The organism is Methylobacterium frigidaeris, assembly GCF_022179185.1.
GTDB classification, from domain to species: Bacteria; Pseudomonadota; Alphaproteobacteria; order Rhizobiales; family Beijerinckiaceae; genus Methylobacterium; species Methylobacterium frigidaeris.
Window position 1 is genome coordinate 43,266 of the sequence record NZ_BPQJ01000003.1, and the last position, 21,944, is coordinate 65,209.

Annotated in this window: 27 protein-coding genes; 12 read left to right on the forward strand and 15 right to left on the reverse strand. The window is 72.2% G+C overall.

Annotated elements, in window-relative coordinates; genetic code table 11:
- Positions 1-80 precede the first annotated feature (80 nt).
- From MFF64_RS03715 to MFF64_RS03730, 4 genes are read left to right on the forward strand one after another with little or no spacing between them, the layout of a single operon-like run.
- A complete protein-coding gene (locus MFF64_RS03715) occupies positions 81-1,214 on the forward strand; it encodes a molybdopterin-binding domain-containing protein (protein WP_099901155.1) in 1,134 nt (377 codons plus the stop codon).
- The gene (locus MFF64_RS03720) at positions 1,208-2,836 is read left to right on the forward strand and encodes a formylmethanofuran dehydrogenase subunit A (RefSeq protein ID WP_238189681.1); all 1,629 of its coding nucleotides are present in this window, start codon (positions 1,208-1,210) and stop codon (positions 2,834-2,836) included. The genes MFF64_RS03715 and MFF64_RS03720 overlap by 7 nt, the downstream gene beginning before the upstream one ends.
- Complete coding sequence (gene fhcD, locus MFF64_RS03725; RefSeq protein WP_238189683.1) at positions 2,824-3,756, forward strand: formylmethanofuran--tetrahydromethanopterin N-formyltransferase; 933 nt, start codon at positions 2,824-2,826, stop codon at positions 3,754-3,756. Before MFF64_RS03720 ends, fhcD begins: the two co-directional genes overlap by 13 nt.
- A complete protein-coding gene (locus tag MFF64_RS03730) occupies positions 3,753-4,550 on the forward strand; it encodes a formylmethanofuran dehydrogenase subunit C (RefSeq protein WP_099901324.1) in 798 nt (265 codons plus the stop codon). Before fhcD ends, MFF64_RS03730 begins: the two co-directional genes overlap by 4 nt.
- A gap of 230 nt (positions 4,551-4,780) precedes the next feature.
- On the opposite strand, the gene MFF64_RS03735 is transcribed toward MFF64_RS03730, so the two are convergent.
- The 7 genes from MFF64_RS03735 to MFF64_RS03765 all read right to left on the reverse strand — a co-directional run bounded on the left by MFF64_RS03735 (position 4,781) and on the right by MFF64_RS03765 (position 10,131).
- Positions 4,781-5,389, reverse strand: coding sequence for a hypothetical protein (locus tag MFF64_RS03735; RefSeq protein WP_238189685.1), 609 nt, complete (start codon positions 5,387-5,389; stop codon positions 4,781-4,783).
- A 26-nt stretch (positions 5,390-5,415) separates the two neighbouring features.
- The gene (locus tag MFF64_RS03740) at positions 5,416-6,273 is read right to left on the reverse strand and encodes an ABC transporter permease (protein WP_099901163.1); all 858 of its coding nucleotides are present in this window, start codon (positions 6,271-6,273) and stop codon (positions 5,416-5,418) included.
- The gene (locus MFF64_RS03745; RefSeq protein WP_238189687.1) at positions 6,270-7,019 is read right to left on the reverse strand and encodes an ABC transporter ATP-binding protein; all 750 of its coding nucleotides are present in this window, start codon (positions 7,017-7,019) and stop codon (positions 6,270-6,272) included. The genes MFF64_RS03740 and MFF64_RS03745 overlap by 4 nt, the downstream gene beginning before the upstream one ends.
- Positions 7,016-7,255 carry a hypothetical protein gene (locus tag MFF64_RS03750; protein ID WP_099903763.1) on the reverse strand — a complete coding sequence of 80 codons (240 nt, stop codon included), beginning with the start codon at positions 7,253-7,255 and terminating at the stop codon, positions 7,016-7,018. Before MFF64_RS03750 ends, MFF64_RS03745 begins: the two co-directional genes overlap by 4 nt.
- A gap of 65 nt (positions 7,256-7,320) precedes the next feature.
- Positions 7,321-7,746 carry a cupredoxin domain-containing protein gene (locus MFF64_RS03755; RefSeq protein WP_099903765.1) on the reverse strand — a complete coding sequence of 142 codons (426 nt, stop codon included), beginning with the start codon at positions 7,744-7,746 and terminating at the stop codon, positions 7,321-7,323.
- A gap of 60 nt (positions 7,747-7,806) precedes the next feature.
- Positions 7,807-8,790, reverse strand: coding sequence for a YVTN family beta-propeller repeat protein (locus tag MFF64_RS03760; RefSeq protein WP_099903767.1), 984 nt, complete (start codon positions 8,788-8,790; stop codon positions 7,807-7,809).
- Positions 8,791-8,883: 93 nt separating this feature from the next.
- Positions 8,884-10,131 carry an ABC transporter substrate-binding protein gene (locus MFF64_RS03765; protein WP_099903769.1) on the reverse strand — a complete coding sequence of 416 codons (1,248 nt, stop codon included), beginning with the start codon at positions 10,129-10,131 and terminating at the stop codon, positions 8,884-8,886.
- Positions 10,132-10,295: 164 nt separating this feature from the next.
- Here MFF64_RS03765 and MFF64_RS03770 point away from each other — a divergent pair, with 164 nt between their 5' ends.
- The 7 genes from MFF64_RS03770 to MFF64_RS03800 are packed head-to-tail and all read left to right on the forward strand — an operon-like array spanning position 10,296 to position 15,643.
- Entirely contained in the window at positions 10,296-10,805 is a 510-nt protein-coding gene (locus MFF64_RS03770; RefSeq protein ID WP_238189689.1) for a DUF3280 domain-containing protein, read from the forward strand.
- A gap of 5 nt (positions 10,806-10,810) precedes the next feature.
- Complete coding sequence (locus tag MFF64_RS03775; RefSeq protein ID WP_099908046.1) at positions 10,811-11,509, forward strand: (5-formylfuran-3-yl)methyl phosphate synthase; 699 nt, start codon at positions 10,811-10,813, stop codon at positions 11,507-11,509.
- Between the two features lie 26 nt (positions 11,510-11,535).
- Positions 11,536-12,129, forward strand: coding sequence for an amino acid kinase family protein (locus MFF64_RS03780; RefSeq protein ID WP_099908044.1), 594 nt, complete (start codon positions 11,536-11,538; stop codon positions 12,127-12,129).
- Positions 12,126-13,517, forward strand: coding sequence for a DUF6513 domain-containing protein (locus tag MFF64_RS03785; protein WP_099908050.1), 1,392 nt, complete (start codon positions 12,126-12,128; stop codon positions 13,515-13,517). The genes MFF64_RS03780 and MFF64_RS03785 overlap by 4 nt, the downstream gene beginning before the upstream one ends.
- Positions 13,518-13,521: 4 nt before the next feature.
- The gene (locus MFF64_RS03790; RefSeq protein WP_099908042.1) at positions 13,522-14,115 is read left to right on the forward strand and encodes a DUF447 domain-containing protein; all 594 of its coding nucleotides are present in this window, start codon (positions 13,522-13,524) and stop codon (positions 14,113-14,115) included.
- A 26-nt stretch (positions 14,116-14,141) separates the two neighbouring features.
- The gene (locus MFF64_RS03795; protein ID WP_099908040.1) at positions 14,142-14,678 is read left to right on the forward strand and encodes an SRPBCC family protein; all 537 of its coding nucleotides are present in this window, start codon (positions 14,142-14,144) and stop codon (positions 14,676-14,678) included.
- Between the two features lie 29 nt (positions 14,679-14,707).
- The gene (locus tag MFF64_RS03800) at positions 14,708-15,643 is read left to right on the forward strand and encodes a beta-propeller fold lactonase family protein (RefSeq protein ID WP_099908048.1); all 936 of its coding nucleotides are present in this window, start codon (positions 14,708-14,710) and stop codon (positions 15,641-15,643) included.
- Positions 15,644-15,805: 162 nt separating this feature from the next.
- On the opposite strand, the gene MFF64_RS03805 is transcribed toward MFF64_RS03800, so the two are convergent.
- From MFF64_RS03805 to MFF64_RS03840, 8 genes are all read right to left on the reverse strand, one after another.
- Positions 15,806-16,054 (reverse strand): BrnA antitoxin family protein, encoded by a 249-nt coding sequence (locus MFF64_RS03805; protein WP_099908038.1) that lies wholly within the window; start codon positions 16,052-16,054, stop codon positions 15,806-15,808.
- Between the two features lie 486 nt (positions 16,055-16,540).
- The gene (locus MFF64_RS03810) at positions 16,541-17,029 is read right to left on the reverse strand and encodes a hypothetical protein (protein ID WP_099908034.1); all 489 of its coding nucleotides are present in this window, start codon (positions 17,027-17,029) and stop codon (positions 16,541-16,543) included.
- A 175-nt stretch (positions 17,030-17,204) separates the two neighbouring features.
- Positions 17,205-18,095, reverse strand: coding sequence for a type II secretion system minor pseudopilin (locus MFF64_RS03815; RefSeq protein WP_238189693.1), 891 nt, complete (start codon positions 18,093-18,095; stop codon positions 17,205-17,207).
- Complete coding sequence (locus tag MFF64_RS03820) at positions 18,092-18,709, reverse strand: prepilin-type N-terminal cleavage/methylation domain-containing protein (RefSeq protein WP_165795872.1); 618 nt, start codon at positions 18,707-18,709, stop codon at positions 18,092-18,094. Before MFF64_RS03820 ends, MFF64_RS03815 begins: the two co-directional genes overlap by 4 nt.
- Positions 18,706-19,119 (reverse strand): type IV pilus modification PilV family protein, encoded by a 414-nt coding sequence (locus MFF64_RS03825; protein WP_165795871.1) that lies wholly within the window; start codon positions 19,117-19,119, stop codon positions 18,706-18,708. The genes MFF64_RS03820 and MFF64_RS03825 overlap by 4 nt, the downstream gene beginning before the upstream one ends.
- The gene (locus tag MFF64_RS03830; protein ID WP_238189695.1) at positions 19,116-19,577 is read right to left on the reverse strand and encodes a pilus assembly FimT family protein; all 462 of its coding nucleotides are present in this window, start codon (positions 19,575-19,577) and stop codon (positions 19,116-19,118) included. The genes MFF64_RS03825 and MFF64_RS03830 overlap by 4 nt, the downstream gene beginning before the upstream one ends.
- A gap of 71 nt (positions 19,578-19,648) precedes the next feature.
- Positions 19,649-20,128 (reverse strand): prepilin peptidase, encoded by a 480-nt coding sequence (locus MFF64_RS03835; protein ID WP_099908027.1) that lies wholly within the window; start codon positions 20,126-20,128, stop codon positions 19,649-19,651.
- The gene (locus MFF64_RS03840) at positions 20,128-21,177 is read right to left on the reverse strand and encodes a hypothetical protein (RefSeq protein WP_238189698.1); all 1,050 of its coding nucleotides are present in this window, start codon (positions 21,175-21,177) and stop codon (positions 20,128-20,130) included. The genes MFF64_RS03835 and MFF64_RS03840 overlap by 1 nt, the downstream gene beginning before the upstream one ends.
- 255 nt (positions 21,178-21,432) lie before the next feature.
- Here MFF64_RS03840 and gspG point away from each other — a divergent pair, with 255 nt between their 5' ends.
- Entirely contained in the window at positions 21,433-21,900 is a 468-nt protein-coding gene (gene gspG / locus MFF64_RS03845) for a type II secretion system major pseudopilin GspG (protein ID WP_099908025.1), read from the forward strand.
- Positions 21,901-21,944 lie beyond the last annotated feature (44 nt).

Consider the following 21,944-nt stretch of genomic DNA (forward strand, 5'->3'; position numbering starts at 1 on the left):
CCTGCCCGGGCGCCCGGATGCGACCGTTCCCGATGCACCGGCGAGTTGCGGGGCGAGCGGCAGGGGTTGAGCGAGGGCGGATGACAGCCTGGATCAATGGGCAGGCAGTGGTGCGGGACGAGGCGGTGGCTGCCGCCGCCGCCCTGCTGGCGGGCGCGCGAAGCCCGGTCTTCGCCGGGCTCTGCGCCGAGACGGCAGCCGTGCAGGCGGCGTTCGACCTCGCCCGCGTGATCGGCGCCTCGCTCGATCCCGTCGCAGGATCCTCGCTCTACGCCGATCTCGGGGCGCTGGCCTCCGGCGGCGCGATGACGACCACCCCGGCCGAGGCGCGCGGGCGGGCCGATCTGGTGCTGGCGCTCGGCGCCGCGCCCTGGGCCTCCGATATCGTGACCGAACTGGCGGCGGAAGGTCCGGTGCGTGGCCGCGCCGCCGGGCGGTCCCGCACGCTCCTCGCCCTCGGGGGGGGCGGGGACGGAGCCGTGCAGCACATCGCCTATCCGGCCGGCGAGGCCGGGCTCGCGGCGGCGATCGGCCTTCTGCGCGGCCTCGTCGCCGGCCGCATCGCCGGTCCTCACCCCCTCGCCGACCTTGCGGCGCGCCTGCGCGAGGCGCTCTACGGCGTGGTTCTCTACGACCCCGCCGAGATCGGCGCCCTCGGGGCCGAGATGCTGAACGGCCTCGTCAAGGACCTGAACGAGACCACCCGCTGCTTCGCCCTGCCCCTCGGCGACCCCTACCAGGGCCGGGCCGTCGCCCAGGTCGCGGCCTGGAGCACCGGCCAGGGTCCGCGGGTCGGCTACGGCCGCGGCCACCCTGAGCACGATCCCTGGCGCTTCGATGCGGAGCGCCAGGCCGCCGCCGGCGAGGTCGACGCCGCCCTCTGGCTCGCCTCCCTGCCGGCTCCTCTGCCCACCTGGATCCGCACCGTCCCGACCGTGGCGCTCCTCGGCGAACCGAAGGGAGACGAGGCCCGGGTGGTGATCGGCGTCGGCGTGCCGGGCGAGGCCCTGGGCGCCGCCCTCTGGCACCCGCGCCGCGCCGCGATCGCCTGGCAGGAGCCCCGGCAAGAACCCCGACAAGAACCCCAGCAAGATCCCCAGCGGGAACCCGGTTCACCGCTGCCGGGGATAAGTCCCGCCGCCGCGATCCTCGCCGAGCTCCAGGCCCGGCTCGCTGCTTCTCCTGCCCCGCACCCGGAGCGCGCCTCATGCTGACCCGCATCGCCGGCGGCCGGGTGATCGATCCGACCGCCTCGCGTGACGCCATCGGTGACGTCTGGGTCGAGGACGGCCGGGTCGTCGCCCCCTCCGACCGCGCCCCCGACCGCACCATCGACGCCGCCGGCTGCGTCGTCATGGCGGGCGGCGTCGAGGTCCATTCGCACATCGCCGGCGGCAACGTGGTGCTGGCGCGCCTGCTGCTGCCGGAGCTGGGCGTCTCCGAGCCCGACGCGCCGAACCCGCACGGCTCCGGCCGCGACGTCGGAATGCTCTACGCCCGGATGGGCTACACCACCGCGGTCGAGCCGGCGATGCCGCCTGTCAACGCGCTGGCGACCCAGCTCGAACTCGCCGAGATCCCGCTCCTCGACCGGGGCGGCTTGTGCGTGATGGGCAACGACGACCACCTGCTCCAGCTCTTGCGCGATCGGGCGGGCGCGAACGCGGTGCGCGACCTCGTCGCCCTCAACGTCGCGACCTCGCGGGCGCTCGGCGTCAAGGTGATCAATGCCGGCGGCGCCGACGCCTTCAAGGACGGGGCGGTGCGCTTCTCCCTCGACGACGAGGTGCCGGCCTACGGGCTGACCTCTCGGACGATCCTCAACGGGCTCCTCGACGCCGTCGAGGCGCTCAAGGTGCCCCACCCGCTCCACGTCCATTGCAGCAACCTCGGCCTGCCGGGGGCCGATGACAGCCTGATCGAGACCCTGGCGGCGGCGGAAGGGCGGCGCATTCATTTCGCCCACGCGCAGTTCTACGCCTACGCCGCCGTCGACAAGGACAATCCGCTGACCGGCGGCTTCGCGTCCGCCGCGCCGCGCATCGCCGAGGCCTTGAGCCGCCACCCCAACGCCACCCTCGATATCGGCCAGGTGGTGTTCGGCCAGACCGCGACGATCTCCCTCGACATCCTGCGCCAGTTCTCCGGCCGCAAGGCGGCGAGCCCGCGCAAATGGATCGTCAATGCGGGCGACGCCGAGGGCGGCGGCATCGTGCCGTTCCGCTACCGCGACCGCGGCCCGACCTCCTCGCTGCAATTCGCCATCGGGCTCGAGCTGATGCTGCTCTCGCCCGACCCGGAGCGCACCATCCTGACCACCGACCACCCCAATGGCGGACCGTTCACCGCCTATCCGCGCATCCTCCACCTCCTGATGGACAAGGAGGCCCGCGACCGGGAGCTCGCCGCCCACCCGAAGGTCGCGGCCGAGCGGTCGAGCCTCTCAGGCCTCGAGCGCGAATACACCCTCACCGAGGTGGCGCAGCTCACCCGCTCCGGCCCGGCCAAGCTCTTAGGGCTCACCGATCGCGGTCACCTGCGTCCCGGGGCCAGGGCCGACATCGCGGTCTACCGCGACCAGCCGGACCGGACCGCGATGTTTTCCCGCGCCCACCGGGTGCTCAAGGACGGGGCGGTGATCGTCGAGGACGGCGAGATCGTCGCCTGGGCCCGCGGTCGCACGCTGTCCCTCTCCGTCGAGGCTGATGCCGGCATGGCGCGGCGGACCGACGCGTACCTCCAGGGCCGCTTCGGCGCCGGGCTGTCGAGCTTCACCGTGCCGGACGCGGCCTTTCCCGGCCGTGACGTCTTCGAGGCGGTGTCATGCCGGACTTGATTCTCCACGGCATCCGGGTCGAGGACACCTTCGCGGAGGCGTTCGACATGGCGGCCACCGCCCTGGTGCTCACCGCCGAGACGCCCGAATGGGCGTTGATCGCCGCGACCACCATGACGGGCTTCGCCACCTCGGTGATCGGCTGCGGCGCCGAGGCCGGCATCGACGCCGTGCTCTCCCCCGACGAGACCCCGGACGGTCGCCCCGGCGTGCGGGTGCTGCTGTTCGGCTTCGATGCCGGCGGCCTCAAGGACCAGCTCCTGCGCCGGGTCGGGCAATGCGTGCTCACCTCGCCGGGCAGCGCGGTCTTCGCCGGGATTGCCTGGGACGATCCCAATGTCGGCAAGGCGCTGAAGCTCGGCGGCGCCATCCGCTACTTCGGCGACGGCTTCGCCACCGCCAAGCGGGTCGCCGGCCGGCGCTACTGGCGCACGCCGGTGATGGACGGCGAGTTCCTGTGCGAGCATTCCGTGCCGACGGTCGGCGGCGCGGTCGGCGGCGGCAACCTGCTGTTTCTCGGCCGGCGCTTCGCAGAGACCCTGCGGGTGGCCGAGATCGCGGTCGCGGCGGCGCGAGCCGTGCCGGACGCGATCCTGCCCTTCCCGGGCGGCGTGGTGCGCTCCGGCTCCAAGGTCGGGGCGCGCACCAAGGGCATGATGGCCTCGACCAACGACGCCTATTGCCCGACCCTGAAGGGCCGCGCCGGCTCGGCCCTGCCGCCGGAGGTCGACGTGGTGCTGGAGATCGTCATCGACGGGCTCTCGGCGGGAAGCGTGGCGGCGGCGATGCGGGCGGCGCTCCACGCCTCGACCAAGGCGGGCGGCGAACTCGGCCTCGTCGCGGTCACGGCGGGCAATTACGGCGGCAATCTCGGCCGCCACCACTTCCACCTCCGCGATCTCATCGGGGAGGCCGCATGAGCACCCTCACCTTGCGCGAGGCGCCGCCGGAGCGCCTGGACCTTACCGGTCTCGACCCCGCGCGGCTCGCCGGCCTGTCGGAGGCCGAGGCCGCCCGCTTGGCCGTCGGCACCAGCCGCCGCGGCTTGACCCTCGGCGACTGCTTCGCGATCAGCCTTGACGGATCGGACTGCTTACGGATCCTCGGCGCCACCGACCGCCTGGACCGGGTCGGGGCCGGCCTCGCCGCCGGGCGGATCGTGGTCGAGGGCGATGTCGGCCAGCGACTCGGCGCCGGCATGCGAGGGGGCACCCTCACCGTCAGCGGCTCCGCCGGCCCCTTCGCCGGCACGGCGGCCACGGGCGGCACGATCCGCATCGCGGGCGACGCCGCCGGGAGCGCCGGCGGCGCGGTCCACGGCGCGGCGGCCGGGCTCGACGGCGCGACGCTGGTGATCGGAGGAAGCGCGGGCGACCGCCTCGGCGACCGGATGCGCGCCGGCTTGATCGTGGCGAAGCGCGCCGGGGTGCATGCCGGCGCCCGGATGATCGCCGGCACGATCGTGGCGGACGAGATCGGCGATTATCCCGGCTACGGCATGCGCCGCGGCACCCTGGTCGCCGCCCGCCACGGCGCCCTGCTGCCGACCTTCGTGGAGACGGGACGGCAGGATCTCGTGGTGCTGCGGCTGCTGGCGAAATCGCTGCAGGCCCTGGCGCCGGAAGCGGCGGCGCTCCTGCGGGCGCCGTTGCGCCGGTATTCGGGCGACCTCGCGACCCTGGGCAAGGGGGAGCTGTTCGCGCCGGTGGGGTGAGCGCCGGTCGACGGCCGGCACGGCAACTGCGAAAACGTCTCCACCTCACAGAGCCGTCCCGGGGCTCGCCGAAGGCGAGAGCCCGGGCTCCAGAGCCGCAGGTGGTTCTCCACGGAAAGAGACGCGTCTCGCCTCCTCCCGAGACGCCTGAGTGTCTTGATCCCGGGCTCCCTGCGCGGCCCCGGGATGACGCGGAGGGTCCTAAAGACGTCGCCGAGGGATCCGCCGGCTCACAACCGCTCCTGAATCTTCCTCGCGATCGTCCCCAGCCGCTGCTCCAGCAGGGTCGGCACTTCGCAGACATAGGTCAGCGATTGGCTGCGCTCCTGAAAGATGCGCTTGTCCCAGTTGAAGCGGGTCTCCAGCTCGGCGAGCTCCTTGGTGTCGGGCACGTCCGGCGCGGTCTTCACCTCGCTGATCCGGCCGGCTTCGTCGCGGATGCGCTCGGCCATCACCCGCTGGCCGCGGGCGTAGCGGCCGATGCCGGCCACGACCTTGTCGCGCTCGCCGTTCAGCACCTCGAACACCCCGGCGAAGACCCGGGTCAGGCGGAGTGCCTTCTGGTCCGCCGGGAGCTTCGCCACGAAGCCATTGAGGAGGCCGTCGACCTCCTCCACCGGCAGCCGGCGCGAGGCGATCTTCTGCGCGAGCAGGGCCGCCTCGGTGTCGTTGCCCCAGTCCGTGAGCGCCTGGCTCGGGTCGGGCCCGGTCCAGACCGCGCCGGGGCCTAGCGTCGAGACCTTGCGCTGGGCACAGGGCCAGTCGGGATCGGCCTTCGGTTGCGCAAGCGCCGGGGCGGCGGAGAGGATCAGGAGCGTGGCGAGGGCGGTGCGGAGCATCGTGGGCATCTCTGGTTGAAGGGCGGTCAGCCCGCCTCCCCGGCCGGGCCGCCGCGCCGGGCGAGCAACCCGCGGCCGGGATCGTAGGCGGCCACCGCCATGACGAAGAACGCGATCCCGGTCCCGACCACGACCGCGCAGGAGACCGGGTTGAAGGCGCCGTAGAGGGCAAAGCGCACCAGCTCGACGGCGTGGGTGAAGGGATTGATCTGGCAGATCCAGTACAGCGTCGCGCTCGACTCGTTGACCCGCCAGAGCGGGTAGAGCGCCGAGGAGGCGAAGAACATCGGGAAGATCACGAAGTTCATCACGCTGGCGAAGTTCTCGAGCTGGCGCACGAGCGACGACAGGAACAGCCCGATCGCCCCCAGCATCAGCCCCGAGGCCAGGAAGGCCGGCAGGGCCAGGAGATAGCCGGCCCACGGGATGTCGGTCTCGAAGAAGCTCGCGATGGCGAGGAACACGTAGGCCTGGATCAGCGACACGATCACGCCGGCGATGAGCTTGGCGAGGAGCAGGCTCCAGCGAGGATAGGGGCTGGTGAGCAGTACCCGCATCGAGCCGACCTCGCGGTCGTAGACCATCGACAGCGAGGATTGCATGCCATTGAACAGCTGGATCATCACCGCGAGGCCCGGCACGACGTAGACCTCGTAGAGCACGTAGGTCTCGTAAGGCGGCGTGATCGACAGGCCCAGCGTGTTGCGGAACCCCGCCGCGAAGATGAACAGCCACACCAGCGGCCGAACCAGGGCGGAGAAGAACCGCTCCTTCTGGTTGAAGAAGCGGAGCAGCTCCCGGCGCACGATGCCGGCCAGCGCGATGAGGTAGCCGCCGGCATCGAGCCGGCCGCGCACCGGGGTGAGGACCGTCCCTGCGCTCATGCCACTCTCCTGGGGCCATCCGGCCCGCGCTCGGCGGTCATCTGGCGGAACGCCGTCTCGAGGGAGCCCGTCGGTTCGCTCAACGCCCCGGCGAGGCCGCGGGCGACGATGCGGCCGCGATGCAGCACCACCACCCGGTCGTCAGGCGCGATCTCGTCGAAGATGTGGGTGGCCCAGAGCACCGACAGCCCCTCCTCCCGCACCAGCGCCCGCACGATGGCGACGATGTCGGCGCGGGATTCGAGGTCGAGGCCGACGGTGGGCTCGTCGAGGAGCAGGAGGTCGGGCGCGTGGATCAGCGCCCGGGCGATCTCGATCCGCCGCGATTGCCCCCCCGAGAGGGTGCGGATCTTGTCGTCTCGGCGCTCGACGAGGCCGATGCGGGTCAGAAGCGTCTCGATCCGCGCCAGCGCCGCCTTGCGGGGGATGCCGTGGAGCGCGGCGTGGTAGAGCAGGTTCTGGCGCACCGTCAGGTCGGTGTCGAGGGTGCGGGCCTGGAACACCACCCCGAGGCGGGCGAGCGCCCGCGAGGGCTCGCGGTCGAGGTCGTGCCCGAGCAGCGAGACCCGGCCGGCCTGGCTGGCATAGAGCCGCGTCACCACCGAGAACAGGGTGGTCTTGCCCGCCCCGTTCGGCCCGAGCAGAGCCACGAATGCCGCCCGCGGCACCTCGAACGACACGTCGTCGAGCGCGGTGCGGGCGCCGAAGCGGTGGCTCACCCCCTCGACCGCGAGGGCCGCGCTCATCGGCCCATGGCCTTGCGGGCGTCGCGCACCGCGTCGAGGCACTCGTCGTACTCCTTCTCGCCGAGTTCCCGCTCGGCGATCCGCAATTCCTTCCTGAGGGTGCTGGCGACGGGCTCGGAGGGGGACTTCGCCAGCTCCGCCTTGATCGTCGCGATGCCGTCCCGGCACGCGGCCGCGTCGTCGGCGCGAGCGGGCAAAGCCGTCAGCAGGAGCAGGGCGGCGAGACGCAGGCGCATCCGGGGTTCCTCCGATCGTCGTTGCGGCCGATGTAGGCCGGGTTGCTGCGGCCCGCAAACCCTTGTCACTTCACGATGAAGCGCCCGGTCATGCCCCGGCTCTCCAACCCCTGCACCGACCACGGGAACTCGCCGGCCCGCACCGTCACGAACTCCACCGCGATCGTCCCCTGGTCGTCGAATTCGAGGTGGTGCGGCGGCCCGGCCATGTGCACCTCCAGGTGGTTGATGACGATCTGGTTCATCCACACGCCGCGGAAGAACTCGCTGGCGAAGAACTTGTACTCCTTCTGCCCCTTGGCGGTGATGCGCAGGCGGTAGGACTTGCCGGCCTCCATCTCGATGTCCTTCACCGGCACCGCGTAGTCGTTGTCCTCGGCGCCGAGGACCAGGTCGGGCAGGTCGGTGCGTCCCCTGGTGAGGTCGCCGGCGAAAGCGTGGGGGCCGAGGAGGCTGGCGGCCAGGGCGACGGCAGTGAGAAGGGCGCGCATGGGCTATCCGGGTGGGAGGTCAATCGCCTCCCCTCCCCACAAGGGGGGTGGGGAAGGTGCTTACTGCGGCGAGACCGCGACGCCCCACGGGAGCAGGCCGACCGGGATGCTCTTCGTCACCCTCGAGGCCTCGACATCGATCACCGAAACGTCGTTCGAGGTGCCGTTGGTGGTGAAGAGCAGCTTCTGGTCGGGCGTGAAGGCGAGCTGCCACACCCGCTGGCCGACCGGCAGGTATTTCTGCACCTCGTAGGTCTTGGCATCGACCACCGCGACCCGGTTGGCCGGGCCCAAGGCGACGAAGGCCTTGGTCCCGTCCTTGGTCAGGCGGACGCCGACCGGCTGGATCTGCTCGTCGGTGACGCCCGGGATCTTGAAGGTGATCTTCTTGACCACCTTGCGGGTCTCGACGTCGATCACCGAGACAGTGCCGCCGACCTCGGCCGAGACCCACAGCCACTTGCCGTCCTGGCTGAACTCGGCGAAGCGGGGGCGGGCATCGACCAGCACGTTGTCGATCACCTGGAAGGTCTTGGTGTCGATGAAGTGGGCCATGTTGGTGGTCTCGGAGGTGTTGACCAGGATCGACCCGTCCGGGCTCAACCCCATCCCCTCCGGCTCGACGCCGACCGGCACCTCGGCCACCACCTTGTTCTTCTCGATGTCGAGCACCGTGACCTGGCTGTCGTCCTCGTTGGCGACGTAGAGCGGGTTGCCGGAGGGATGCGCGATGAACTGCTCCGGATCCGGCCCCGAGCGCAGGGAGCGCACGATCTTGCCGGTCCGGGTGTCGAGCACGTCGATGCGGTCGTCGTCGCTGGCGCAGACGTAGAGCAGGCTCCCGTCCTTCCCCACCGTGATCCCCCGCGGCCGCCGCCCGACGGGCCAGGTCGCCGTGACCTTCAGCGTGTCGACGTCGATGACGCTGACCGAGTTGCCCTTCTCGTTGCTGACATAGACGGTGGTGGCGTGGGCGGGAACAGCAGCGGCGAGTGCGGCCGCGACGAGTGCGGCTTGCGCCGGCCTGATCCGGTGACGGCTCATTCGTCCTCCCTCCGGCCGCGCTCTGCGCGCGTTCCGTTCGTGATCTTAACTGGCCCGCCGCGACGCCGCGGGCGAGACCGACTTATGGCCGGGTCACGATTTCGGCAGCTTGCACTGCGTCTCTGGCAGGTCGATCCCCAGCGTATCGAGCGGCGTGCGCTGGTGCAGGTAGCCCTGCTCCGGCGCCACCGCCACCAGGGCCTGGGGCTGCACCAGGAGCAGCGGCTGGCGCAGCTGGTGGTCCCAGGGGCGGAAGCTCAGGGCCACACCCTTGTAGCCGGGCAGGGTGAAGCCCGGATCGGCGATGGCGGTCGCGAGCGCGGCCGGGTCGGTGGTCTTCTTCTGGAACGCGGCCTCGCCCACCGCCCGCACCGACGCCCAGACCTGATAGTCGAGGGGGCGCATCAGCCGGCCGGCGAGGCGGCGGAAACGGTTCTGGGCCTGGGCGGCACCCCAGACCTCCAGGGTCGGATGCCAGGTGGTCGGGATCAGCCCCTGCGTGCCGACGACCGGCCGCGGATCGACGGTGTGGAACGGCACGTAGTCGCCGAAGTCGCCGGCCTCGTCCGCCACCACCGCGACGTCGTAGTCGAGGCCGCGGGTGAAGACGAGGGCCTCGGCCCGGGTCGGCGTATCGCCTCGTGCGCGCGCCAGCGGCCCGAAGGTCCAGGGCCGCTCCGCGCTGATCTGGAGCCCGAACTTCTTGGCCGAGCGCTTCATCGCCTCGGCCCACAGCTTGTCGCCGTCCTGCGGGCCGGTGATCAGGAAGAGCTTGCGCCAGCGCATGAAGGCGAGGAACTGCGCCAGGGCGTCGGTCTGCATCGCCCGGCTCGGGGCGACGTGGAACACGTCGGCTCGGCAATCGGCGCCGCGCAGGCGGTCGTCGGGGGCGGCGGCGTTGAACAGAACGACGCCCGAGCCTTTCAGCGCGTCGGCCACCGCCAGCACCTCGTCGGCGGGGAGCGCGAGCACGATGAAGCGCAGGCCCTTCTCGGCGAGATTGCGGGCGGCCTCCACCGGGCTCTGCGGCGGCGGTTCGCCGGGAGCGGCAATGCCCAGCGCCACCGCGTCGAGGGCGTAGCTCTGGCGCACGAAGCGGCCGGTGGTGGTGTTGTCCTGGATGGCGAGCTTCGCGCCGGCCAGTCCCTCGTCCTCGGGGGCCGCCTGCGCGTCGTAGGATGAGGCGGCCGGGGCCGGCCGGTAGATCAGGCCGATGCGGATCTCCGACGCCTGCGGGGTGGCCGCGGGCGGCGGGACCGGCGCCTGCGCGAGAGCGGCCGGTGCCGCCAGACCGGCGAGGAGCCCGAGGGAGACGAGGGTGGCCTTGCGGAACTGTGCCATGCGGGCGGCACGCTACCAGGGTTTCTCCCGCGGCCTCAACGCCTCTTCGATGAGGATTCCGTAAGAGGGCAAGTCGGCCCCCACCAGCCCTCACCCGAAAGTCCGAAGACGGTCCCTCCGCGAGCGCGTTGCGCCTCCCCGCGCCGTCATGCGAGGGTCGGGCGATGCTGTCGTTTCGCGCCCTCTCCGCCCTCGCGGCCCTGCTCGTCAGCCTACCGGCCGCCGCCGCGCAAAGTCCGGCGGCGGTGTTCGGGATCGAGCTGGCCGAGCCTGGCACGATCGGGCCGCGGCCGGTGAAGCCGGAGGATGCTCGGCGCTTGGGCCTTGCCAGCGAGGCCTTGCGCCGGGAGGTGGCGGGTCGCGGGCTCGAGCCGGTGGATCTCACGCCGCAGGCCGCCGCGATCCGGCGCGACGCGCCGTTCTACAAGTGCGAGGGCTGTGCCGAGAAGATCGCCCAGGCGGCAGGGGCGGCCTACGTCGTCTACGGCTACGTCCAGCGCAGTGCCCCTCAGGTTCTCAACCTCACCGTCACCATCACGGAGGCCGGGAGCGGCAAGGTGCTGCGCGGCGGCCAGGTGGTGATTCAGGGCGACACCGACGAGACCTGGCTCCACGGCGTGCGCTCGCTGGTGAAGAACCGCCTCTTCGCCGAGCCGCTGCCGAACCGGTCCTGATCCCCGTGCCCGATCCGTCTTCACCCCGTGTCCGTCTCCTCGTCAGCGTGCGCGATGCCGCCGAGGCGGCGCTCGCCCGCGATCACGGCGCCGACCTGATCGATGCCAAGGATCCCGACCGCGGTGCCCTCGGGGCGCTTCTTCCCGAGACCGTGCGGGCGATTGTGGCGGCCTCCGGCGACAGGCTGACGAGTGCGGTGGCGGGGGAGCCGCAGGACGGCGCGCAAGCCACCGCCTGCCTGGCTGCGCTCGCCGGGACGGGGGTGCGCTACCTCAAGATCGCCTGGGCACCGGGGCGCGAGGTCGCGGGATTGACCCTGCCCGCCGGCATCCCGGTGATCGCCGTCCTCTTCGCCGAGGACGGACCGGAGGGCGCCGACGTGCCGGCGCTCGCCGAAGCCGGCTTCTCGGGCGCGATGATCGACACGAGGGGCAAGGACGGGCGGCGGCTCACCGACCACGTCGCCCTCCCGCGCCTCGCCGCCTTCGTGGCGGCGTGCCGGTCGCACGGCCTGCTCTCCGGCCTCGCCGGCTCGCTCACCCTCGACGACATCCCGGTGCTGGCGGCGCTCGGGCCGGGCTATCTCGGCTTTCGCGGCGGGTTGTGCGCGGCGGCCGACCGGAAGGGCCGCCTTGACCCGGCGCGGATCGCGGAAGGAGCGCGACGCCTCGCCGCGGTCGTGCCCCGCTCCGAGGCGGCCTAGGTGTGTCCACGCACGGGACACGGACCATGAGGCAGTCACTCAGCGTCGTGAAGGTCGGCGGCAGCCTCGTGGCCGATCGGGCCCGGCTGTGCCGGCTGCTCGGCGCCCTCGCGGATGGGGCCGAGGGACCGGTGGCGATCGTGCCGGGCGGCGGGGCCCTGGCCGATGCGGTGCGGGCGACGCAAGGAGCCCTCGGCTTCCCCGATCCCCTCGCCCATCGGCTGGCGCTCGATGCCATGGCGGGCATGGCCCGGATCTTCGCCGCCCTGGAGCCGCGCCTCGCGGTGACGCAGGATCCCGGCGAGGGCCTCGCCGCCGGCCGCGTGCCGGTCTGGGATCCGTCGGCGCTCGAGGTCGGCTATCCGGAGATCCCGGAGAACTGGAGCGTCTCCTCGGACAGCCTGGCGCTCTGGCTCGCCACCCGCCTCGGCGCAGGAACCTGCCTGCTGGTGAAATCCGCCGATCCGTCGCCCGGCGCCGGGCCGGCGGAGCTTGCCCGCGCCGGGCTGGTCGATGCCGCGTTCGAAGGGTTCGCGGCCCGCTTCCCCGGCCGGATCGTGCTGCGGTCCCTCAGCGGCGACCGGCTGTGCCGTGAGGCGGTCGCGGAGTGCGCCGCGTGAGGGAGCACCTCGTCTTCGTCACCGGGCGCCTCGCCAAGGCGCGGCTGGAGAAGATCGCGGCGGGTTTGCCGCCGGAGCGCTTCGCCTGGACCATCGCGGATGCCGGCGTGAAGGTCGCGGCGCTGATGACGGAGGAGATCATCCGCCGCCGGGTCACGATGCCGGAGGGCGCGACGCGGATCATCCTGCCCGGGCGCTGCCGGGCCGACGTCGCGGCGCTCGCGGCGCATTTCGGCCTGCCGGTGGAGCGCGGGCCGGACGAGATCGTCGACCTGCCGGTCTTCCTCGGGCTCGCCGGGCGGACGGTGGATCTGTCGCGCCACGACGTGCGCATCTTCTCCGAGATCGTCGACGCGCCGCGGCTCTCGCCGGAGGAAATCCTCGTCCGGGCCAAGGACCTCGCCCGGCGCGGGGCCGACGTGATCGACCTCGGCGGGCTGCCGGACACCCCCTTCCCGCACCTCGCCGACAGCGTGCGGCTGCTGAAGTCCGAGGGTTTGGCGGTCAGCGTCGATTCGTTCTCGACCGACGAGCTGCGGCAGGGTGCGGCGGCGGGGGCCGATTTCCTGCTCAGCCTCAACGAGGACACCCTCGATCTCGCCTTCGAGACCGAGGCGGTGCCGGTGCTGGTGCCGGTGCGCCCCGACGACCTGCCCTCCCTCGACCGGGCGATCGAGCGGATGCAGCGTGCGGGCCGCCCCTTCATCGCCGATCCGATCCTCGAGCCGATCCATTTCGGCTTCGCCGCCTCCCTGGTGCGCTACCACGAGACGCGCCGCCGCCACCCCGACATCGCCATGATGATGGGCACCGGCAACCTGACCGAGCTCACCGAGGCCGACAGCCTCGGGGTGACGGCGCTCCTGATGGGGGTGTGCTCGGAACTGTCGATCGGCAACGTGCTGATCGTGCAGGTCTCGAACCACACCCGCCGCACGGTCGAGGAGCACGATGCCGCCCGCCGGGTGATGTACGCCGCGAAGGCCGACGCCGCGCTCCCCAAAGGCTATGGCCGGGCGCTGCTGGCGCTCCACGACAAGCGTCCCTACACCCAGACGTCGGACGAGATCGCGGCCCTCGCCGCCGAGGTGCGCGACCCCAATTACCGCGTGGCGGTCGCGGAGGACGGGGTGCACATCTACAATCGCGACATCCACAAGGTGGGGCGCGACGCGATGGCGTTCTTCCCCGATCTCCGCGTCGAGGCTGACGGCGCCCACGCCTTCTATCTCGGCGGCGAGCTGACCAAGGCCGAGCTGGCCTGGCGGCTCGGCAAGCGCTACGTGCAGGACGAGGCGCTGGACTGGGGCTGCGCCATGGATGCGGAGGTCGAGGACACCACCCGCTTCAAGGCCCCGGGCCATACGCGCCACAGCGGGAAACCCTAGAGCCGTGCCGCTGATCCTCGAGACCATCGTGACGACGGTCGCGGCCGACGGGGCCGTGCATCTGGTGCCGTTCGGGCTGATCCAGGACGGCGAGGATTTCTGGGTGGCCCCCTTCCGGCCCTCGCCGACCATCGCCAACCTGGAGGCCGTGCCGTTCTTCGCCGCCGCCGTGCCCGCCGACATCCGGGTGATCGCCGGCTGCGTCACCGGCCGGCGCGACTGGGCGACCGTGCCGTGCCGCGCCATCCCGGTGCCGCGTCTGGCCGAGGCCTACGGTCACATGGAATTGCAGGTGGTGGAGGTGCGCGACGATCCCGTCCGGCCGCGCTTCCGCGGTCGGGTGATGCAGGCCCACGCGCACCGGCCGTTCCTCGGACACAACCGGGCGGTCAACGCGGTGCTGGAGGCGGCGATCCTGTCGACGCGCCTGCACATGCTGAACCCCGAGACCGTGCTGGCCGAGCTGCACCACCACCGCATCGCCGTCGAGAAGACGGCCGGGCCCGCCGAGCGCGAGGCCTGGAACTGGATCGCCGCGAAGGTCGTGGCCGCCCTGCCGCAGGCGGCCGCCGCGTCCCTCGTGGTCGATGACGCGTGAGACGTCATGTTGAGAGGAGACACCCGATGAAGCGCATCCTCGCGGCCGCCCTCGTCGCCGCCTTCGCGGCGGCGCCCGCCCAGGCCCACGGCCCGACCCGCAAGAAGGTCGAGGAGAAGGTCACGATCAATGCCACCCCGGACAAGGTCTGGGCAGTGGTCGGCAACTTCCAGGACATGAGCTGGCTGCCGCCGGTCGAGAAGACCGAGGGCAAGGGCGGCAACGAGGTCAAGGCCACCCGCATTCTCACCCTGAAGGGCGGTGCCACCGTCGACGAGGAACTCTACAAGTACTCGGCCGAGCAGAAGAGCCTGTCGTACCGGATCAACAAGGTCGACGTGAAAGTCCTGCCGGTCAACAACTACTCCTCGACGATCAAGGTCGAGCCGGCCGACGGTGGCAAGGCATCGGAGGTGGTGTGGGACGGCGCCTTCTATCGCGGCTACATGAACAACGATCCGCCGCCCGAGCTGAGCGACGAGGCGGCGATCAAGGCGGTCAAGGCGCTCTATCGCGGCGGCCTCGACAACCTGAAGGCGAAGATCGAGAAGGGCAACTCGTGAGAGCCGCCCGGCGTCTCGCCGGGCTCTGCCTGCTTGCCGGGCTCTGCCCGGTGGTCGGGATCGGCCTCGCGCCGGTCCCCTCGCGGGCGGCGGAGGCGTTTCTCACCGCGCAGAATGCCGACGCGGTCGACGTCGTCGATCTCGATGGCCGAAAGGTCGTGGCGACGATTCCGGTGCCGGGCGCGCCGGCCGGCATCGCCCTGTCGCCAGACCGATCCGCCGTCTACGTCACCGCGCCGGAGGGCAAGGCGCTCGTGGTGATCGACGCCTCCGCGCGGCGGGTCGCCCGGACGGTGCCGCTCGGCGGCGGGCCCCTTGGCATCGGGGTGAGCCCGGTGAGCGGCGCGGTCTATGTCGCCGACTGGTACGCCAAGCGGCTGTGGGAGGTCGATCCGAAGAGTTTCGCGGTCGTGGCCGAGATCCCAGTCGGCACCTCGCCGTCGGGCATCGCGGTGACGCCGGACGGACGCTTCCTCTTGGCGGCGGATCGGGACGACGACGCCCTGTCGCTGGTCGATACCGCGACGCGGCAGCGGGTCGCGGCGATCCCGGTCGGCACGCGGCCGTTCGGCGTCACGATCGACGCCGAGGGCAAGCGGGCCTATTCCGCCAATGTCGGCTCGAACGACGTCTCCGTCGTCGACATCGCGGCGCGCCGGGAGGTTGGCCGGGTCAAGGTCGGCGAGCGGCCCTACGCGGTGGCGCTTAGCATGGGTCGCGCCTTCGTCACCGATCAGTATGGCGGCACGGTCAGCACCTTCGACACCGCCACCCTGGCGCCGGGTCCCCGGCTCGATGTCGGCGAGTACCCCGAAGGCATCCAGGCGAGCCCGGACGGCAGGACGATCTACGTGGCGAACTGGGAATCGAACACCCTCACGGTGATCGATGCCGCGGCCCTGACAGTGACCGGGACGGTGAAGACCTCGGACGGACCGCGGGCCTTTGGGCAGTTCCTGCGCTGAGGCGCTGCGGGGCGACCCGCTCCCGGATCGGCACCGAGGGATAGTTCGATGCGAACGGGTTGGTCACCAACCCGCTCTCGGCTCGCGCTGGTGCGGCGAGGAGCAGCAGGAGGGCCGCGAGCCTCAGCCGCATCAGGGCCAAGTGAGTCGGAGTCACGAGAATCAGAGCCCTGCCGCCTTGCGCAGGGCGGCGTTGATGCGCTCCTGCCAGCCCGGCCCCTCCTCCTGGAAATGGTCGAGCACGTCGCGGTCGAGGCGGAGGGACACGGTCTCGCGCAGGCCCGGCACGGCGGGCTTCGCGGCGGCCTTCCCGGGCGCCGGGGCCTCCGGCACTTTGCGGGTCACGGCCCGGAACGCGGCCTCGGCGGCCTGCCGGGGATCGCCGCCGCGGCGGGAACGGTCTGATGTCATCGGGTCCTCCTGGGGATGGCCCTACCACGGCACAGACCATCACGAAACGAGGGCCGACAACGACGAAGGCCCGCCGGCGCACCGACGAGCCTTAAGGGGCAGGGTCCACGTTTCAGGGTGCGGGTGGTTTCGCACGGCACGATTGCGATGGCCGACTCGGCCCCGTACCGTATTCAGCCCGCCCTGAAGCCACTATCCCTGTCGATCGTAGTCCGGTGGAGTTTCCTGGTCACCGGCATCGGTATGTGTCGCGTGAGGGCTGCAACCTTGAGAATTCATGGCCACCTCCTCGAGTTCGACTCGACGAGGACTATGCTGCCCCTCCGCGGAGGGACGGTCAAGAGGGATTTGTAGCCGACTTTTTTCGACTGCCGCGCTGGAACAAAAACCTAAGGAGAGGTTAAGGGCTGACGTGCCGGGCCGTCCCGCTGGAGGGTCACGCCACATCGAAGGGTATGCGACGTCGGGGTCGTGGGGCGTCGAGGGTCACGCGACGTGCAGGATGGCGTCCTTTACCACCCGAGCGACGATGTCGCAGTTCAGGGCGCTCGCGGCGCAGTGGGTGACCTGCCGGTCGGAATGGTCGTGGTCGAGGCGCGGGTCGCAGGCGCTGGCCAGGAAGTAGCCCGAATCCGTGATGCTCATGACGTAGACGTCCGAGGCCTGGCCGGTATGCCGGTTGATCAGCATGAACTGGGTGTAGGCCTGCTCGAAATCGGGCCGGCCGCGCAAGGAAGGCCCGCGCTCGATCAGCACCCCGTGGGAGCTGAGCTGGCTGGCCGCCGCCGCCAGCACCTCGGCGGCGATGTCGCGCAGGAGCGCCACGCGCTGCGCGTCCTCGGCGGAGAGCGGCGCCTCGTCCTGAGGCTCGGGCGCCGAATAGGCCTCGCGGCGCCGCCGCTGCTCCTCGAAGAAGCTCCCGAAATCCGACAGCACCACGTCCGGGCACCGGGGAACCGCCCTGGTCTCCGTCATCGCACCGTGCTCCCTTCGTCTTCGGAGTCGTCCAACAACTCGGCTCAAGCTTAACTCGCGCCACCGCCCGGTAGATCCTGCTCGATCACGGACGAGGACACGGTTCTTGCGGTGACTTCCCCTCGGAGACGACTCCGGCGGACCTTCGGGGCCGCCGGCGACCACCGTGCGGCGGTCAGGGACGTGACGCAAGGGCCGCCGCCAGCAGCGCGCAGGCGGCATGGCCCGCACCGCCGACGAGGTCTGCCGCGACGGTCTGCTGCCAGACGAGGAAGCCGCCGCTGCCGAGATTGAGGATCGCCGACCGCCCGGCCCGGGCGCGGCCCTCCTCCACGACGACCGAGAGACGGAACATCTGCCGCTGCGACGGGACCGGCCCGGCGGAGCCCGGCAGCGAGCGGATCGCGGACGGGTTGACCCGCCGCACCAGGGCCGCGAGGTCGAAGCGGCCGCCCTCGTTGTAGACCGTCAGTGCCGGCCGCAGGCGGGCCGCCAGGGTGGGCGTCATCGAGGGCAGGCGGTCGATCTCGTCGATGCTGGCGAAGGGCGCGTTGCGCGGGCCCCAGGGCAGGCCCCGGGCGCGGTATTGCGGCAGTTCCGCGCCGCCATTCGGCTCCGGCGCGTCGTCCGGGTCACGGTAGTCGACGATCTCGGCGCCGAGCGCCAGCGCCTCCCGGTCCGGCAAGCCGAGGAGCCGGAAGGCCTCCTCCACCGCCGGGCGCGGCGTGGCGTTGAGGTCGATCAGGGTGCCCTGATCCTGGAGCGACACGAACGCCGTGCGCCCCGGTGCCAGCGGGCAGGCGGTCACGGTACCGTCCTGCGGCAGGCCGGTGCCGACCCGGCGATGGGTCCGCCCCAGATCGAGCTCGTAGGCGATCAGGCGGGCGATCCCGTCCGCCGCGCCCTGAAGCCGCACCACCTCGGTCCGGGCCTGGGCGAGACCGGTGGCGGAGCGGACCTGCAGGATCGCCGCCGCCAGGACCGCGCCGACGACGATGAAGATGGCCAGCACCGACAGGAGTACGAAGCCGGCCTCGCCCTCCCCGGACTGGCTCGGTGCGCTCACGGGCCGGCGTCGAGGGCGATCAGGAGGGGGGGCCATCGGCGGCTATCCGCGGGAGGAAAGGCGACCTGGATCTCGACCAGGAGCGGCGGCCGGTCCGGCCGCGACCAGGCCGGCAGCCAGAGCGGCCGGGCGCCATCGGCAGGGGCGCCGTAATACCGGAACCCGAGGCCGGCGATCCGCCCGAGGATCGCCTCCCTGCGCGTCGTCGCCGGCTGTCCCGGCAGCGCCTCCGCCTCGCTGCGGCTCTCCAGGAGATCGTCGGCGCCGCGCCCGCCGGGCACCCGGGTGAGTGTCACGGTGATTTCGGTCGGACGCTCGAGCGTCTGGTCGGGAGCGAGCGCCGCGACGAGCCCGTCCGGCCCGCCGCGCAGGGTCGGCCGCCGGCCGTCGGGGCGGCGCTGCGCCAGGCTGCCGAGGGTGCGCCGCAGGTGGTCGCGGACCGACTGCACCTCCTCGGCCCCCGCCGCCCGGGCCGCGGCGGCGGAGGCCCCGCCGGCGATCCGCACGGCGTTGAGCAGCAGCACCCCGATCAGCCCCGCCAGCGCGAGGCAGACCAGGGTCTCGACGAGGGTGAACCCGGCCTGCCGCGCGGTGGCGTCCGAGTCCCGGCTCATTCCTGCTTCCCCGGAATCAGCGTCGCGTAGAGCGGCACCGCCGAGGGGCCCGTCACCTGGACCTGCCAGAGCGGCGGCATGCGGCCGAGGCCGAGGGCCGGGCGCAGGTCGGTGACGGCGAGCGTCCAGGGCGTGCCGTCCGAGAACGCGCCCCGGACGAGGCCCGGCCGCAAAGGACCCTCGGCGAGGCGGCGCAGGACGATCCCCTCCGCTTCGTCGGCAGCGACGCGGCTTGCCTCGATGCGCCGGACTGCGACGGTCGCCGTGCCGGCGATCTGGAACGCCATGACGGTGGCGGCGGCGGCGATGCCGAACGCGACCAGCACCTCGACGGTGGTGAAGCCTTCCTCGTCGCACGGACCGGCGTGCCGCCACATCCGCCGCAGCCGTGTCGTGAGGGCCATCGTCATGGCCCATCCTCCCGGCGCACCCGTCCGGTGAGCGCGCTGACCGACAGAACTCGGCGCGTCCCGCCTCCGCCGAGCAGGATCCGCCCTCCGGTCGAGCTGCCGTCGGGCAGGAGCCGCACCTCGCCCGGCGTCGGTCGGCCGATCGGGCCGGGCTCGACCGCGACCGCGAGGCCGCCGACCGGGATCGGGGGCGCGCCTGGGCGGGAGCTGGTGAAGAGATGGCCCTGCGGCTCGAAGGCGAGGCGACCGGCCCGGCCGGAGCGGATCGCCTCGGCCCGCAGGCGCCCGATCTCGGCGGCGATGGTCTCGGAAGCGAGCAGGGTGCGCCGGTCGAGGGCACCGGGGCCGAGGGACTGGAACGCGACCCCGGCTGCGAGCGCCAGGATCGCCATCGTCACCAGCATCTCGACGAGGGTGAAGCCCTCTTGGTTGAAGCCCTCTTGGGTGACCTGGGCCAATCCATCTTGGGCCAATCCATCTTGGGCCAATTCCCCTCTGGTGAAACCCTCGTGCCCCCCATTCCCGCCCATCAGCCGGCCGGCCCGATCAGGAGGGCGGCGTGGAGGCCGAGCGCGAGGAACGGCCCGAACGGCAGGGCGGTCTCGCGCCCGATCGCCCGTCCGGCGAGCGCGAGCAGCCCGACCGCCGCCAGCGCCGACAGGCTTGCCGCGAGAACCAGCACCGGCAGGCCGGCGAGTCCCGTCCAGGCGGCGGCGGCGGCGATGAACTTCACGTCGCCGAGCCCGAGCCCGATCCGGCCGCTCGCCCGGGCATGCAGGGCGCGCACGGTCCGGAACAGCCCGTAGGCGAGTCCGGCCTGCGCGAGGCCGAGCCCGATCCCCTCGGCCCCGTCCCGCCAGCCGGCGACGGCGAGACCGAGGAGGAGCAGCGCGAGGTTGAGCGCATCCGGGATGATGCGGCGGTGCAGGTCGATCAGGCTCGCCGGCAGGGTCAGCGGCAGCGGCAGCAGGGCGGGCAGTAGGGCGCCGGCGAGGAAGGCGGCCGACATCAGGCGCGTCCAGCCCGGCTGGCCCGGGGGGGCGCCGGCGGGAGGGCGAGGATCCGGTCCGCGGGGATCCGCGCCGGGGCGACCGCGACGCGGCTCGCCGCCTCCGCTGTCGCGGGTGGCCGCGCGACGGGCGCCGGGATGGCCGGGCGCGCGGCAGGCTCGCCAAGGCGCTCGAGAAGAGGCTCGGCGAGGGGCGCCGCGGGCTCGCCGCGACGGATCGCAGGCGCGGTCGGGATGTCCGGCGCGCAGGCCTGGGCCTGCGCGGCACCCTGCACCTGCGGGGATTTGGCGGCCTGCCGCAGGCCCCATTCGCGCAGGTGCAGCCAGTAGAGATAGGCCGCCAGCGAGGCCGTCATGACGCCGGCGACCCACAGGGCCAGCAGCAGGCCGGCGGGCACGCGGCCGTTCAGCTCGCGCATCAGCCCGAGGGCGAAGGCGGTGTACCAGGACACGCCGGAGACCGCGCCGGAGACCAGGAAGATGCCGGTGCGCATGCCCGACACGCCGTCGAGCATCGGCCTGCCGATGTCGCGCAGCACGCCCGGCAGCACCACGGCGTGGATCACGAGACCGTTGATGGTGAGTGCCAGCACCACCACGATCTTGGCCCAGAGCTTCGGGTTGTCGAGCTTCTCGGGCGATTCCAGCGCGTAGACGGCGAGGAAGCCGAGCCCAGAGAGCCAGAGCAGGCCGAGGCCGACCGAGACGACCTTGCTGACGAAGAGGAATATGCGGGCGATCTCGCCCGGCAGGCTGCCCCAGCGCATCCAGCGCAGGATCCAGAAGTCGAGCATCGTGGCGCCGCCGAGGCCGAAGCACAGGCCGAGGAGGTGCAGGGCGACGAGGAGCGTCAGCACGCGCACCGGCGGGAACGGCACCGGCATCGGCACCATCAGCGGCTCGGCGGCGAGAGCGCTGCCGCCGAGGACGAGCAGGCCCGCCAGCGAGAGCGCCCCGATCGCCAGCCCCGCGGTCGCAACCCCCGTGATTCCCTGGACGCGCCGGCGGCCTCCACCCGCGCGGGCCGCGTGTCCGGCTGAGCGGTTCATGCGTCTCCCTGCCCTTTCCCGAAAGGAGCCTCGCCCCAGGAATGACCGTCCCGAGCCCCCTCACATCGAGAGGCATGCCCCAGGGACTTGTTGCCCCAAGGGCCGCGATCATGATCCTGGATCATGCCCGGAATTGGATAACAAATCCCGACTCTCTCGGTGGCCGGTCCCTTCGTCAGGACCCGCAGTGAGGGGCTTCTTTACGAAGAGACGGCACCCTGCGCGCCGATCGTCCATTCGTCCCGAGGCCGCGCGATGTTCATCACAACCCAACCGGATCGCGGGGAGCCGCGAGAGACCCGGTCCGAGGACCGGAGAGACAGTCAGGCCGGCTTCTCCCTGGTCGAGCTGCTCGTCGTCCTGGCGATCATCGGCATGATCGCCACCATGGTGACGCCGCAGGTGCTGGGTTATCTCGGCCGCGCCAAGGGCGAGACGGCGCGAATCCAGGTCAAGAACATCGCCCAGGCGGTCGAGCTCTACTACCTCGACCTCGGCGCCTACCCGACGTCCCAGCAGGGTCTGCAGGCCCTGGTGCAGCCGACCGGCCCGGGCTGGCGCGGCCCCTACGTGCGCGACGCCCGCGGCCTCACAGATCCGTGGGGTCACGCCTACCTCTACCGCTCCCCCGGCGCTGCCGGCACCCCGTTCGAGGTGTACAGCCTCGGCGCCGACGGCAAGGCCGGAGGCGGCGGCGACCAGGCCGACGTCGCGAGCAACTGACGGCACGCCCGCGCGATCGCCGACGACGTCGGCCCGCTCTCGCG